Annotated in this window: 8 protein-coding genes; 4 read left to right on the top strand and 4 right to left on the bottom strand. The window is 62.9% G+C overall.

The features are described from left to right. The first annotated feature begins 42 nt into the window (after positions 1 to 42). The 3 genes from KR49_RS09945 (at position 43) to KR49_RS09935 (ending at position 4930) form a co-directional block, all read left to right on the top strand. Complete coding sequence (locus KR49_RS09945) at positions 43 to 534, top strand: photosystem I reaction center protein subunit XI (protein ID WP_043694826.1); 492 nt, start codon at positions 43 to 45, stop codon at positions 532 to 534. A 133-nt stretch (positions 535 to 667) separates the two neighbouring features. Next, positions 668 to 3811, top strand: a complete 3144-nt coding sequence (locus KR49_RS09940; RefSeq protein ID WP_043694823.1) for an efflux RND transporter permease subunit — start codon at positions 668 to 670, stop codon at positions 3809 to 3811. 3 nt (positions 3812 to 3814) lie between these two features. Then, positions 3815 to 4930 (top strand): hypothetical protein, encoded by a 1116-nt coding sequence (locus tag KR49_RS09935; RefSeq protein ID WP_043694820.1) that lies wholly within the window; start codon positions 3815 to 3817, stop codon positions 4928 to 4930. A 47-nt stretch (positions 4931 to 4977) separates the two neighbouring features. Here KR49_RS09935 and KR49_RS09930 read toward each other — a convergent pair whose 3' ends face one another. The 4 genes from KR49_RS09930 to psaA all read right to left on the bottom strand — a co-directional run bounded on the left by KR49_RS09930 (position 4978) and on the right by psaA (position 11452). After that, positions 4978 to 5733, bottom strand: a complete 756-nt coding sequence (locus tag KR49_RS09930; protein WP_052378232.1) for a DUF3598 family protein — start codon at positions 5731 to 5733, stop codon at positions 4978 to 4980. Between the two features lie 26 nt (positions 5734 to 5759). Next, on the bottom strand, positions 5760 to 6743 hold the full coding sequence (locus KR49_RS09925; protein ID WP_043694817.1) for an AraC family transcriptional regulator: 984 nt from the start codon (positions 6741 to 6743) through the stop codon (positions 5760 to 5762). A 170-nt stretch (positions 6744 to 6913) separates the two neighbouring features. Further along, complete coding sequence (gene psaB / locus KR49_RS09920; protein ID WP_043694814.1) at positions 6914 to 9127, bottom strand: photosystem I core protein PsaB; 2214 nt, start codon at positions 9125 to 9127, stop codon at positions 6914 to 6916. 21 nt (positions 9128 to 9148) lie between these two features. Beyond that, entirely contained in the window at positions 9149 to 11452 is a 2304-nt protein-coding gene (gene psaA, locus KR49_RS09915) for a photosystem I core protein PsaA (protein WP_043694811.1), read from the bottom strand. Between the two features lie 403 nt (positions 11453 to 11855). On the opposite strand from psaA, the gene KR49_RS13955 reads away from it, so the two are divergent. Beyond that, complete coding sequence (locus KR49_RS13955; protein WP_043694808.1) at positions 11856 to 13127, top strand: hypothetical protein; 1272 nt, start codon at positions 11856 to 11858, stop codon at positions 13125 to 13127. Positions 13128 to 13190: the final 63 nt, after the last annotated feature.

The raw sequence follows: 13190 nt of genomic DNA, 5'->3' as shown, positions 1-13190 counted from the left end.
CGCAGGCTGCGGATCTCCACCCACCATCAGCGCACCCACCCCATGACCGTCACCCCCGTCTCTGATCCCTGCGTCGGCAACCTGGCCACCCCGGTGAACAGCGGCTATTTCATCAAGGGCCTGATCAGCAACCTGCCCTTCTACCGCTCCGGCATCTCGCCCAACTTCCGCGGACTGGAAACCGGAGCCGCCTTCGGCTACCTGCTGTACGGCCCCTTCACCATCCTCGGCCCGCTGCGCAACACCGAGTATCAGCAGACCGCCGGCCTGCTGGCGACGATCGGTGCGGTGCACATCCTCACCCTGCTGTTCCTGCTCTACAACCAGCCCGGCAAACAGCCGAACATCCCCCCTGCAGACGCCACCGTCGAAAATCCCCCTTCCGATCTGTTCACCCGCACCGGCTGGGCTGATTTCACCAGCGGCTTCTGGCTGGGCGGCTGTGGCGGCGCCGTGTTCGCCTGGTATCTCTGCAGCACCGTGCACGTGCAGGATCTGTTCAAGATCGCTGCCGGCGTCTGGAGTGTGGGCTGATCAGCCCTAGCTCGTCTGAGCACGGTCTCCAGGACCGCTCCTGACCAATCGAAACGCTGACCCCCGGCTGTCCCTTCCCGGAACAGCCAGGGGTTTTTGACTGTCAGGATTCAGGCCAGTCCGAGTCGTCCCGGTGCGGTCGCTCTCCCAGCCGTTTCTGCGCCGACCGGTCTTCACGATTGTCTGCAGCCTGCTGATCCTGCTGGCGGGCCTGGTGGCCCTCACCGGACTCGGACTCGAGGATCTGCCGCAGTTGGCACCAACCCGGGTCAGCGTTGGAGCCACCTTTCCGGCCGCCTCGCCGGAGGTGGTGGAGCAAAGCGTCACCGCCGTGCTGGAACAACAGCTCAAAGGGTTGGAGGGGCTGGAGAGCATCAGCTCCAACAGCCGCCAGGGAGGCGCCAGCATCAGCCTGCGCTTCAGCGAAGGCGCTCCCGAGCTGAATGCCATCAAGGTGCAGAACGAGGTGAACCTCGCCACCCGCCGCCTGCCTCAGGCGGTGAGCCGTCAGGGCCTGAGGGTGCGCCGTTCCTCGGATGACCTGCTGATGATCCTCGGCTTCAGCCATCCACCCGAGCAGTACGTTCCCACCTTTCTGGCGGGCTGGCTGGATCAATCCCTGCGCGAGTCGCTGCTGACCACACCTGGGGTTGGTGATGTGCTGGTGTTCGGCAGCAGTGAGCTTTCCTTCCGCCTCTGGCTCGATCCGGATCGACTGGAACAGGCCAACCTCACCATCACCGACGTCAGCCGCGCCCTGGCCGAGCAGAACGTGCTGGCAGCCATCGGCAGCCTCGGCGCCTCACCGGCTCCGGATGGTCAGCTGATCAGCCTGCCTGTGGATGCGGAGGGACGGCTGCTCAGTCAGGAGGATTTCGAGAACCTGATCCTGCGCCGCCTCGACAACGGCGGCTTGCTGCGGCTCAAGGATGTGGGTCGCGTCGAGCTGGGACAACGCAGCTACGGCAACCAGGCGATGAATCTCGACGGGGAACGCTCCGTGGCCGTGGGCCTGTACCAGCGGGATGGCGCCAACGCCCTCGACGTGAGCCGGGCCGTCAAGGCCGAACTGAAGCGGCTGGAACCCAGCTTCCCTCCGGGCATCGAACTGTCGATGATCGTGGATGTGGCCGACAACGTCCAGGCCAATCTCGACCGCACCATCGCCACCCTGCGTGATGCCGTCGTGCTGGTGCTGGTGGTGCTGGTGCTGTTTCTGGGACGCTGGCGCCTGGCTCTGATCCCTGGTCTCGCTGTCCCGGTGGCCCTGGTGGGCAGCCTGGTGCTGGTGAAGCTGAGCGGGTCCAACCTCAACAGCCTGATCCTGTTCGGGATGGTGATGGCCACCGGCATCGTCGTCGATGACGCGATCGTGGTGAGCGAGGACATCGCCGGTCGGATCGAACGGGGGGATGAGCCCCGGGCCGCCGCAGAAGATGCCATGGCCGAACTGGCCGGAGCGGTTGTTGCCACCTCCCTGGTGCTGGCCGCCGTGTTCGTGCCGGTGCTGCTGATCCCCGGCTCCGTGGGGCGGCTGTATCAACCGATTGCCCTGGCGATCAGCGGCGCGATTCTGTTCTCCACCCTCAATGCCCTCTCGTTCACACCGATGGCCTGCGCCCGGGTGCTGGACTCAGGTGAGGGGCGGCTGCCGGGTCCGCTGCGTCAGCTGAGCAGACGGCTGCGTCAGGGCATGCGTGATCTGCAAGGGCGCTACTCGAACACACTGGAGCGCTGGCTGCGGCGCGCCCCGCTGGTGCTGGCACTGCTGCTGGCGGGACTGCTGCTCACCGGCGGCGGGCTGGCGGCGATGCCCACCGCCTTCATTCCCGACGAGGACCAGAGCCAGATCCGGGGTTACTTCAGCCTGCCGGAGGGGGCGAGCCTGGAGCGCACGGTGGCGGTGATGGACCGGATCCGCACCGTAGTGGCGGAAGAGCCTCTGGTGCGCACGGGCAACTTCTACGCCGGCCGATCCTTCGGCCAGAGCGGCGAGGACCGGGGCTCGTTCTATCTGCGGCTTCAGCCGCTGGAGGAGCGCTCCGGTCGCGATCAGAGCAGTGAGGCTGTGAAACGACGGCTGACCCGTGCCATCCGCAGCCAGGTCGGCGACGCCCGCGTGGTGGTCACAACCCCACCAACCGTGCGGGGCTTCAGCAGCGAATCCGGCCTGAAACTGGAACTGCTGGACCGCAGCGGTGGACAGCTCAGCCTGCAGGATTTCGAAGCCGTCGCTCAGCGCTTCATCAACACCGCCGAAGCCAGCAACCGCTTTGAACGGGTGAGCACCCGCTTTGACGCCAGCTCCCCCCGTTGGCGCCTCAGCCTCGATCGCGATCTACTGGCTGGGCTCGACCTTGATCTGAGCACCACACTGCGCGACATCGGCACGGCCATCGGGGGCCGCTACATCGACGACACCTACGACGGGGGCCGCATCCGCAGCATCTATGTGCAACTGGACGGAGAGAACCGAACAGGCCCCGAGGATCTCAGCGGCTTGATGGTGCGCAACCGCCGAGGGGAACTGGTCTCTCTGGACAACGTGGCCACCCTCACCCGGGCAGAGGGAGCCAATGGCATCCGCCACTACGGCCTGAACCGAGCCATCACGGTCACAGCCGTGCCGGCGCCTGGGGTGAGCAGCGGTCAGGCGATCCGGCAACTCCAGGCCGCCGGCGATGCGGTGGGGGGCAACAACATCGGACTGGCCTTCACTGGCCTGGCCCAGGAGGAGCAGAAGGCAGCCCGCTCGACCTGGGTGCTGTTCAGCCTGGGGGTGGCGGTGGTGTATCTGCTGCTGGCGGCTCTCTACGAGAGCTTTCTCGATCCGCTGATCATCCTGCTCACGGTGCCGATCGCCCTGATGGGAGCCTTGATCGGTCTGAAACTGCGGGGTCTGCCTCTGGACGTCTACGGCCAGATGGGTCTGCTGGTGCTGGTGAGCCTTGCCGCCAAGAACGGCATCCTGATCGTGGAGTTCGCCAACCAGCGACTGGCCTCGGGCATGGAGCTGCGGGAAGCGATCCTGGGGGCGGCCGTGAATCGGATGCGGCCGATTCTGCTCACGGCGGTCACCTCACTGGCTGGCTTTCTGCCTCTGCTGCTGGCTCAGGGCACGGGATCAGCCAGCCGCATCAGCATCGGCACCGTGGTGTTCAGCGGTCTGCTGGTGTCCTCCGCCCTCTCTCTGTTCGTGGTGCCGGCGGTCTACCTGATCCTGAAGCGATGGAACGGCCAAGGAGGATCCGTAGCATCGCCGCTGCCGGAGGCATAGCCCATGACCGATCCATCACGGCCCCGCCGGCTGATCATTCACGCCGGTACCCACAAGACCGCATCGACATACATCCAGGCTCGCCTTGATCTCAACCGTGATCGGTTGCTGTCGCAGGGGATCACCTACCGCTTTCCCAGCTCCGAGAGCACCACATTCAAATCGCTGACCAAGGCGATCAGCGACGGCGCCTGGTCGCTCTGGGACGCTTACCTGAGCAGCTGCAGCCACTCATCTGACGATGTGCTGATCAGTGCCGAACAGTTCTCTCCGCGGCTGTGCGACCCGAAGGTGATTGCCCGGCTGCGTCAGGTGGCGAGCAAACACGGCTACGTGCTGAACATCGTCATCTTCATCCGCTCGCAGCTCGACTACATCAACTCGCGCTACGCCTACTCCCTCAAGCGCTTCTATCACACCCAGACCTTCGAGACCTATCTCACGGAAGTGCTGGAGGGACGCCTGCCCTCCTGCGGCACCTTCAGCGGACCGCGGGCGAAACGCCAGGACGTGTTCGATTTCTGGAACTACTTCTCCGCTCTTCTGGAGGCACGCCGAGACGGCCTCGAGGTGACGTTCATTCCCTTCCGGCAGACGGATCGCGATCCGTTCGTGCAACTGCTTCAGGCCCTGCAGCTGGATCCAGGCCTGCCCTGGGCGATGAGCTCGGACGATTCCCGCAACCGCAGCCCGGGGACCCGCGGCACCTGGCTGGCCCGGGCTCTCGGACTGCGCCTGGCCGAACACGGCATCTCCCATCGGGTGATCAGGAATTCCTCCGCGATCATTCCGAGCGAAGAGCGGTTCCGCGGCTGGAAGGATCCCTCCTTCTGGGGCTACGACAGCGATCACAGCCGTCGTGTGACCCGCCATTTCAAAAGCAACAACAATCAGTTCGCGGAAGCGGCCTGGGGAAAGCCCTGGAAGCAGGTGTTCGTTCACGATGACAAGCTGCGCAAACGGCCCCAGAGCACCTTCAGCCCCTCCTCTCCTTCCGAGGCGGTTCGCATGAATCACATCGCTGACCACCTGCTGCTGAGGGTGGCCCGGCGGCTGGAACCCCGACCTTTGCACCTGCTGCGGGAACCCCTGGAACGACTCAGCTCTGCTTTGATATAGCACGATAAATACACTTTATCGTAAATAAATCGTGAACATATCGTGCCTCAGGAGCGTCTGAGGGTCAGGCAGCGGCTGCACTGCCAGGCACCATTCGCGTCGTAAACCCGCTCCATCCGTTCCAGGCGATCCGGTGCCGCAAGCCACCAGGCCTCGATCGCGAACCTCTCCCGGTGGTGGAGCGGATCCGGCACCCGGATCGCTCCACCATCCGGCAGCCAGCGCAGACCCTCCAGTTCCCTCTCCGTCAGATGCAGTCGGCATGGGCGGATCTCAGGCTCTGACAACCCAGCTGTGCTCAACAGTTCCGACTGCTGCCCCTGCCAGGAACCGAGCAGTGACTCCGCGGTCAGCAATGGCCGCTCATCAGCAGGGCTTCCGTCTCGATGCTCGCGGATGAGCACTGGATGCTCGAAGCGGCCGGTTCCATCCCAGAACAGCACCAGACGGTGCCGCCTGTCGCGGAACAGGAATCCGAACTCGGTATGGGCCCGGACCATCGGAGCAAGTTGCCATGAGCCGCGGCTGAAGCTTCCCGAGGGGAAGAAGACCAGCTGACGGTCAGGGCCATGAAAGCTCTGACGGATCGTCCGCACTGGCTCACCCTGATGGGGGTCGCTGTTCGGATCCGGATCATTGGGCCAGAAGAGCAGCGTCAGCTCCAGAGGCACACCTGCCGGAGCGGGTTCCAGCAACAGCAGCGACGGCTGCCGCTTGATCGGCTGCAGGTCGTCGGCAAGTGTGTCGAAGCTGCCACGCCAGTGTCCGCAGTTGAGCAGCAGTTGATCCCACTGACTGGTCAAGGAAACCGCAGAGAACTGCCGAGAGCCTATGCAGCGCTGTGATGCAGCGTGTCGCGTGGAGACTCCCCGAACAGTGCTCGGTAGTCACGCGAGAAATGATTGCGGCTGTAGAAGCCGAAGTAGGAGGCGACCGCATGAATCGTGCGGCAACCGAGCTGACGCTGGAGGTCGGGGTTGCTCAGCACGTGGTGCACCTGCTGAAGGCGAACGCGTTTCAACAGCAGCATCGGCCCGAAGCCGAACATCTCCCGGCAGCTCACCGTGAGAGTGGTCTTCGTGGTGAACAGCGCCCGGCAGACCTCCTGGAGCGTCATCGGGGTCTGTCTGTTTCTGAAGGAGAATTCAACGACCTCACGCACAAGATCGCTGCGGTGGGTCTGAGTGACGGGACGCAGACAACTGTCCGGCTCTGAAGCGAGAGCGTCGAACAGCTGAGCTTCCAGCAGGTCTGCCTGAAAGCATCCGTGAGCGTCGACGCCCTGCCATGCCGGCGGTTCCATCAGCTGCTTGAGCCCCTGATGGGACGCCTCACTCAGAACGGCTGTGTTGCTGCCATCAAGGTGATCCTGGAGGCGCCCGAAGGGATCGAGGGCAGCCATCTGCTCGATGCGCCGACGATCCAACAACACCGCACCGATCTGACTGCCCCCGGGCGATGTCCGCAGCAGGGTCTGATCAAGTCGGGTGTTGAATCCCCCCAGCGTCCTTGGAGACAGAGCTTCTCCGAAATGGCGATGCTCTGCGATGTTGTCCGTGTGCTCGATGGTGAAGGGGACCCAGTCCGGGTTTCGGGCTCCCTGAACGAGCAGAGCCTGATCCGCCTGGATCGAAACCAGGATCATGCCCTGCTGACGCTCGACCCGGATTCGCCCGTTCAGCGGTCCGGGAGAGATCTGAAGCCACTTGTAATCGCAACCCAGAAGTCTCCAGATCTCCGTGCACTGCTCTGCGCTGGTGAACTGCCTATCCAGGCAGAAATGCAGATCTTTTCCAGCGCTGACGGTCTGCATCGAGGATTCAAACGCACTGGAACAGTACTTATTTTTTGTCGCGCTTGTCCTCAAGATGACGATTGGAAGCCTCGCTCGTCAGTAAACAATGAAAAACCCTGTCCGGACAACGCCGGACAGGGCAAGAAACGAGGAACGACTCGTGATTCAGACCGTTGGACTGATATGGATCAACCGAACTTGCCTGATGTAGACGCGATCAGGAACGCCGCGTAGGTGAGGACATAGCCCACTGAGAAGTGAGCCAGGCCGACCACACGAGCCTGAACGATCGAGAGAGCCACAGGCTTGTCGCGCCAGCCCATCATGTTGGCGATGGGGCTGCGCTGGTGAGCCCAGACGATGGTTTCGATCAGTTCCTGCCAGTAACCCCGCCAGGAGATCAGGAACATGAAACCGGTGGCCCAGACCAGGTGACCGAACAGGAACATCCAGGCCCAGACGGCGAGGTTGTTACTGCCGAACGGGTTATAGCCGTTGATCAGCTGGGAGGAGTTGAGCCAGAGGTAGTCGCGGAACCAGCCCATCAGATAGGTGCTGGATTCGTTGAACTGAGCCACGTTGCCGGACCAGATGGCCAGGTGCTTCCAGTGCCAGTAGAAGGTGACCCAACCCACGGTGTTCAGCGCCCAGAAGACAGCCAGATAGAAGGCGTCCCAGGCCGAGATGTCGCAGGTACCGCCACGGCCGGGGCCGTCGCAGGGGAAGGAGTAACCGAAGTCCTTCTTGTCGGGCATCAGCTTGGAGCCGCGGGCGTCCAGCGCACCCTTCACAAGGATCAGGGTGGTGGTGTGCAGACCCAGAGCGATGGCGTGGTGCACGAGGAAGTCACCAGGGCCGATGGGCAGGAACACATCGGTGTTGCCATTGATCGCATCCAGCCAGTAGTGGTCACCCGGAATGTTCTGGGAGGCCAGGCTGGCGGAACTGGAGGCGTTGGACAGCAGCACGTCGAAGCCATAGATCGCCTTGCCGGAAGCGGCCTGGACGAACTGGGCGAAGACGGGCTCCACCAGGATCTGCTTCTCAGGCGTACCGAAGGCCACACAGACGTCGTTGTGGACGTACAGGCCCAGGGTGTGGAAACCGAGGAACAGGGAGACCCAGCTCAGGTGGCTGATGATCGCTTCCTTGTGCTCGAGCATCCGAGCCAGGACGTTGTCCTTGTTGGCTTCGGGGTCGTAGTCACGGATGAAGAAGATCGCACCGTGGGCGAAGGCACCGCACATCAGCGCGATGGCGATGTACTGGTGGTGGGTGTACAGGGCTGCCTGAGTCGTGTAGTCCTTCGCGATGAAGGCGTACGACGGCATCGAGTACATGTGCTGCGCCACCAGGCTGGTGATCACGCCGAGGGAGGCGAGAGCCAGACCGAGCTGGAAGTGCAGGCTGTTGTTGATGGTGTCGTAGAGACCTTTGTGGCCAGCACCGAGGTCACCAGGGGTGCCCTTGGGCGGGTTGTGGGTCTCGAGGATCTCCTTGATGGAGTGACCGATCCCGAAGTTGGTCCGGTACATGTGGCCGGCGATCACAAAGATGCAACCGATGGCCAGATGGTGGTGGGCGATGTCGGTGAGCCACAGAGCTTCGCTCTGGGGATGGAAACCGCCGAGGAAGGTCAGGATCGCCGTGCCTGCGCCATCGGCGCTGCCGAAGGCCTGGTTCAGAGAATCAGGGTTCTCGGCATACACACCCCAGTTGCCGGTGAAGAAGGGTCCAAGACCGGCGGGGTGAGGCAGAACGTTGAGGAAGTTGTCCCAACCGACGTGCTGTCCGCGGGCTTCGGGGATCGCCACGTGAACCAGGTGACCGGTCCAGGCGATGGAGCTGAAGCCGAACAGAACGGCGAGGTGGTGGTTCAGACGCGATTCAGCGTTCTTGAACCAGGCCAGGGAGGGACGGAACTTGGGCTGCAGATGCAGCCAACCGGCGAACAGGGCCCAGGCCGACAGGATCATCATGAAGATGGAACCCTGGTACAGCTCGGCGTTGCTGCGCATCCCGATCGTGTACCACCAGTGGTACAGACCGGAGAAGGCAATGTTCACCGGGGAGGACGCACCCGCCTGGGTGAAGGCGTCAATGGCGCCTTGACCGAAGTGGGGATCCCAGATTGCGTGAGCGATGGGGCGCACGTGCAGAGGGTCAGCGACCCACTGCTCGAAGTTGCCCTGCCAGGCGATGTGGAACAGGTTGCCCGAAACCCACAGGCCGATGATCGCGAGGTGACCGAAATGAGTCGAGAAGAGCTTCTGATAGAGGCGCTCCTCGGTCATTCCGTCATGGCTCTCGAAGTCGTGAGCCGTGGCGATCCCGTACCAGATACGACGGGTTGTCGGGTCCTGAGCCAGACCCTGGCTGAACGAAGGAAATTTCGTTGCCATTAGAGGGAAAGGTCAGTGAGGTCAGCCGACCACAAGAATGTGGGCGTGGAAGAAGGCCCACGTGGTCGCAATTCCGCCCAGGAGGTAGTGGGCGACACCCACGGCACGGCCCTGGATGATGGACAGCGCACGGGGCTGGATGGCGGGAGCCACCTTCAGCTTGTTGTGAGCCCAGACGATGGACTCGATCAGCTCCTGCCAGTAGCCGCGGCCGCTGAACAGGAACATCAGGCTGAAGGCCCAGATGAAGTGGGCGCCCAGGAACATGATTCCGTAGGCACTGGTGGCAGAGCCGTAGCTGTTGATCACCTGCACGGCCTGAGCCCACAGGTAGTCACGCAGCCAGCCATTGATGGTGATGGCGCTCTGGGCGAAGTTGCCGTTGGTGATGTGCTGGACGGAACCGTCTGCATTCACCGTTCCCCAGATGTCGCTCTGCATCTTCCAGCTGAAGTGGAAGATCACGATCGACAGGGAGTTGTACATCCAAAACAGGCCCAGGAACACGTGGTCCCAGGCGGACACCTGACAGGTACCACCGCGACCGGGGCCGTCGCAGGAGAAACGGAAGCCCAGGTTGGCCTTGTCTGGAATCAGGCGGGAGCTGCGGGCGTAGAGCACACCCTTCAGCAGGATCAGCACCGTCACGTGAATCGTGAAGGCGTGGATGTGGTGCACCATGAAGTCGGCAGTGCCGAGCGGCATGGGAGCCGCGGCGACCTTGCCGCCGACGGCCACAACAGAGCCGTTGAACACTTCGCTCACGCCGGCGAGGGCATTGGGCGCGGTGCTGCCGGCTGCTGCAGCGTGGGCGTTCTGAATCCACTGAGCGAAAATCGGCTGGATCGAGATCGCCGAATCACTGAACATGTCCTGGGGACGCCCCAGGGCACGCATGGTGTCGTTGTGGATGTAGAGGCCGAAGCTGTGAGCTCCGAGCCAGATGCACACCCAGTTCAGGTGGCTGATGATCGCGTCGCGCGCCTTGAGCACCCGGTCCAGAACGTTGTCGACGTGCTTGGCGGGGTCGTAGTCACGCACCATGGCGATGGCCGCGTGAGCGGCGCCACCGACGATCAGGAATCCACCGATCCACATGTGGTGGGTGAACAGACCGATCTGGGTCGGGTAGTCGACAGCCATGTACGCATAGGGAGGCATGGCGTACATGTGCTGAGCCACGATGATGCTCAGAGAACCAAGCATCGCCAGGTTCACACCCAGCTGGGCGTGCCAGGAGGTGGTCAGGAACTCATAGAGACCGTCGTGACCGTTGGGAGCGGGGAACAGCAGGGGATCTCCCTTCTGACCCTCGTGGATCTCCTTGATGGAATGACCGATGCCCCAGTTCGTCCGGTACATGTGACCGGCGACGATGAACAGGACGGCAATCGCCACATGGTGGTGGGCGATGTCGGTCATCCACAGACTGCCGGTGACAGGATTCAATCCACCTTTGAAGGTGAGGAAGTCGCTGTAGGCAGCCCAGTTACCGGAGAAGAAGGCTCCGATCCCTGCACCGATGCCGGGATAAAGCTGTGCCAGCAGGTCCTGATTGAAGAACTCGTGCGGCAGAGGGATGTCCGCCACGGTGGCGATGGTTTTGCCATCGAGCACCAGCGGTTGGCCGGCGTCGATGGCATCCATCAACTTGCTGACGGGAGCGGACACGTGAATGAGGTGACCAGCCCAGGACAGTGAACCGAGACCCAGCAGGCCTGCCAGGTGGTGGTTCAGCATCGACTCAACGTTCTGGAACCACTCCAGTTTCGGCGCTGCCTTGTGGTAGTGGAAAACACCAGCGTTGAGCATCAGGCCGGCCATCACCAGGGCACCGATGGCCAGAGCCATGAGTTGGGTTTCGCTGGTGATGCCCCATCCACGCCAGACGTGGAACAGGCCTGAGGTGATCTGGATGCCGTGGAAACCGGCACCAACATCACCGTTGAGGATTTCCTGGCCGAACACCGGCCACACCACCTGAGCGCTGGGCTTCACGTGGGTGGGGTCGGCAAGCCAGCCGGAGTAGTTGGAGAAACGGGCGCCATGGAAGAAGGCACCGCTTAACCAGATAAAGATGACGGCCAGATGGCCGAAGTGAGCGGAGAAGATCCGCCGAGAGACCTCTTGCAGGTCACTCGTGTGAGCGTCGAAGTCGTGAGCGTTGGCGTGAAGGTTCCAAACCCAGGAAGTGGTTTTGGGACCCTTCGCGAGAGCGCGGTCGAAATGTCCGGGCTTGCCGAACAGTTCAAAGGTTGCTGGATTGTCAACCTTCTCGACCTGGCTTTTCGCGTCACTCCCACGCTCTGGTGGGCTGATGGTCATCGAGTCGTTCCTCGAGGGACGGGTATCGAGGTGGAGGGCCACCCCTGCGACGGACCGGAATCCGTCGGGGCCCCGGGCACAGCTCCGCAGGGAAACCGTGACAGGGCGTCAGGCCGCTTGGGAGCCGAAACCCCTTTGCTGCACTGAAGCTGGGGCCCCAAAAAGGGGACCGCTGGCGGAAGCATAGGGGCTGATGACGACGTTTCCGGACAGTGAGTTACAAAGGTTCAATCCCGCCATGGACCAGTCAGGAACAGGGGTCTGCCAATCGCTCGCAATCATTGAAATCTGGAAGATTCAGACGCATTAACTACACAAAAAAGACCGATTACAGAACTTGGTTGACAAAAACTGGTGAAGACGCCATGAGGCTGTCCAGAATGGGTGAATCATCGTTACCGCCATGCCGAAGCCGGTCCTGAAGCCGTTGCTGGGGGTGCTGCTGTCCATGCTGCTGCTGGTGGCCGTGCCGGTTCAGGTGCAGGCTCGGGGGGGCTGGTTCAACCCTGGTGGCGGCGACGGCCAACCATCGGGGCTGAGTGGGCCTACCGGCGCGAGGCTGCAGGAAGTGGCCCCGCCGGGAGCTGTCGAGCAACTGCGCCGGCAGCTGGATCAACATCGACCGAAGCTGCGTCTTCGCAGCCCGGATGACAGCACGGTGACCCGGGCTGACCAGGTTGACCTGGTGCTGGAGATCGAAGACTGGCCGCTGCGCGATGCCGGCGATCTCGGACTCGGGCCGCATGTGGCCGTCCAGATCGATGGGCAGCCGCCCATGCGGATCAGCGAAGCCCCGGACGGCGAGGTGCGTCTGACTCTCGAGAGCCTGGCCCCCGGCAGCCATCGCTTGAGTGCATGGGCGGCCTACCCATGGGGTGAGGCGGTGACCTCACCGGGAGCGACGATCCAGAGCCGGCTGCATCTCTGGCAGCGGCTTGCCTCCACACAGCCGGATGCCGATGAACCGTGGCTGGTGCCGATCGGAGCTGCGACGGGGACCAGCGACCAACCAATTCTGGTGGACTGGCTGCTCTGGAACGCGCCGCTGCAGAACCTTCGGGATGGCGACCAACGCTGGCGCCTTCGTATCAGTCTCAACGGAGACAGCTTTCTCGTTGACCATCAGGAGGCTCTGTGGCTGAAAGGCAGCAACGGACGGGAAGGGGCGACGCTGCAGATGGAGCTGCTGGATGGCAGGGGCGAACCGATCAACCCTGTTTTCAACAATCGGTTGCTGAGACTTGCGCCCGCCACGGCCCCACGTCCGGCCTGGATGAAAGAGCATCTGAATGAGCGCGACCTTGCCCTGCTCAGCGGAGACCCCCTGCCTGTGAAGGAGGAACCGGAGCCCGAGCCCGAGCCGGAGCCGGAGCCGGAGCCCGAACCGGAGCCGGTCGCAGCACCGGAGCCTGTTGTGAGCGAGGAGCCTGATCCCGTTTCAGCTGAACAACCGCAGCCATCCGAGGAAGCCAGCGCCGTGCAACCCAGCACTCAGGAACCGATCACTGAGGAACCGATCACTGAGGAACCCATCGTCGAAGAGGGCATCGGTGAGAACGGCATGGTTGAAAGCGGTGAGCCGGCGCCCGGGGATGAAACCCTCACACCGAAGTCCAGCCTGGGAGGATCAGCCCGAGAGCTGCTCAACCCCGATGGCAGCCTGCGCCAGGCCTGAGCCGGTCCCATCGCCCCTGCTGAACTGACTGCCACGATCCCGTCCACGACATCCCGGCGACTG

The organism is Synechococcus sp. KORDI-49 (assembly GCF_000737575.1).
In the GTDB taxonomy this organism is placed as follows: Bacteria; Cyanobacteriota; Cyanobacteriia; order PCC-6307; family Cyanobiaceae; genus Parasynechococcus.
Note: the sequence above shows the minus strand (reverse complement) of the source record. Positions and strands in the feature narration are given on the sequence as shown.